The sequence below is a fragment of the Enterobacter sp. CCUG 70166 genome (genome assembly GCF_020224095.1).
Taxonomy (GTDB): Bacteria; Pseudomonadota; Gammaproteobacteria; order Enterobacterales; family Enterobacteriaceae; genus Enterobacter; species Enterobacter intestinihominis.
Genome location: NZ_NRIQ01000032.1, coordinates 1 through 1,467, shown reverse-complemented (window position 1 = coordinate 1,467; position 1,467 = coordinate 1). Strand labels below are relative to the sequence as shown.

Below are 1,467 nucleotides of genomic sequence, written 5' to 3'. Positions count from 1 at the left end.
TCCGTCCCCGCTTCCAAGAGCAACGTACGACTGGGCATACCCAATCGGCTCTCCATTCAGCATTGCAATGTATGGAGTGACGGACTCTTGCGCTAAAACGCTTGGCAAGTACTGTTCCTGTACGTCAGCAAGTGTCGGGCGTGCTTCTTCTCCGCCCCACCACTCGACGATATGAGATCGATTTAGCCACTCATAGAGCATCGCAAGGTCATGCTCAGTCATGAGGCGCAGTGTGACGGAATCGTTGCTGTTGGTCACGATGCTGTACTTTGTGATGCCTAACGCCTGAGTTGAGGGGCTTTTGCGGAGTAGGCGCAGCCTGCGTAGCAAAAGTCCCGCTCCAACGATTTGTTATGCCGCATCTGCTACTCGGCGACTGAGCGATTTTTGTGTGCTTTGACAACGTTCGCTGTGTGCTGGAGCAAGTCTAGACCGCCCGGTAGACCGTGCCCGGGAATGACGACCTCTGCTTCCGGGTAGTGTTTTTGAATCCGCTCAACGGAGGTGGGCCATTCAGCCAGATCGGCATCGGCCACGTTCCCCGCAGACGTGCTTGACAACTCATGAACGGCACAACCACCGTATAGCACGTTCGCTGACGGGACGTATACAACCAGATTGTCGGTCGAATGCGCAGCACCAGGATAGAAGAGCTCTACTGGACCGAAGCGCACTGCGTCCCCGCTCGATGAGAGTCCTTCTAGAGAATGCGTGGGAATCTCGTTCCCCTCTGCCTCGGCTAGCCGGCGTGTCGACGGTGATGCGTACGTTGCCACCCCAGCCGCCCGAAGGACATCAACGCCGCCGACGCGGTCGTCATGAAAGTGCGTGGAGACTGCACGCGTTACGGGAAGTCCAATTTGCTTTTCAATCTCCGCGAGAAGTGCCGCTGTGTTTTTCGCACCCCACGCTGTATCAATCAAAAGCAACTCATCACCATCACGGACAATGAGACCATTGGACGGGTAGACCGCGCCATCAAACGACTGCGTTGCGATATGCGACCAAACACCATCGGCAATCTGGTAAAGTCGGACCTCTCCGACCGGAATTTCGTTGACTGTCGGATACTCACCACTCGGCTCCCCGGAATGGGCTAACGGACTTGCGACAGCCATGACAGACGCGGTCATGTAGACCAATAAACTACTAATAACTTTTAACATCAAGACTCCATAGGGGTGGGTGCGGCATAACTTTGTTTTAGGGCGACTGCCCTGCTGCGTAACATCGTTGCTGCTCCATAACATCAAACATCGACCCACGGCGTAACGCGCTTGCTGCTTGGATGCCCGAGGCATAGACTGTACAAAAAAACAGTCATAACAAGCCATGAAAACCGCCACTGCGCCGTTACCACCGCTGCGTTCGGTCAAGGTTCTGGACCAGTTGCGTGAGCGCATACGCTACTTGCATTACAGCTTACCAACCGAACAGGCTTATGTCAACTGGGTTCGTGCCTTCATC

Annotated in this window: 2 protein-coding genes and 1 pseudogene; 1 reads left to right on the top strand and 2 read right to left on the bottom strand. The window is 54.7% G+C overall.

All coding sequences use genetic code 11. The annotated features are described in order from the left end of the window. Positions 1-258 (bottom strand): GNAT family N-acetyltransferase (locus CKK19_RS13520; protein WP_156868282.1); only part of this gene is annotated, 258 nt, incomplete at its 3' end. 107 nt (positions 259-365) lie between these two features. Then, complete coding sequence (locus tag CKK19_RS13515; RefSeq protein WP_013263789.1) at positions 366-1,166, bottom strand: subclass B1 metallo-beta-lactamase VIM-1; 801 nt, start codon at positions 1,164-1,166, stop codon at positions 366-368. Positions 1,167-1,332: 166 nt separating this feature from the next. Here CKK19_RS13515 and CKK19_RS13510 point away from each other — a divergent pair. Further along, positions 1,333-1,467, top strand: a pseudogene (locus CKK19_RS13510) (integrase); the annotation flags it as partial.

Coding starts and splice junctions, on each gene's coding strand:
- CKK19_RS13515 (WP_013263789.1), bottom strand. CDS start 1,166: ATGTTAAAAGTTATTAGTAGTTTATTGGTCTACATGACCGCGTCTGTC.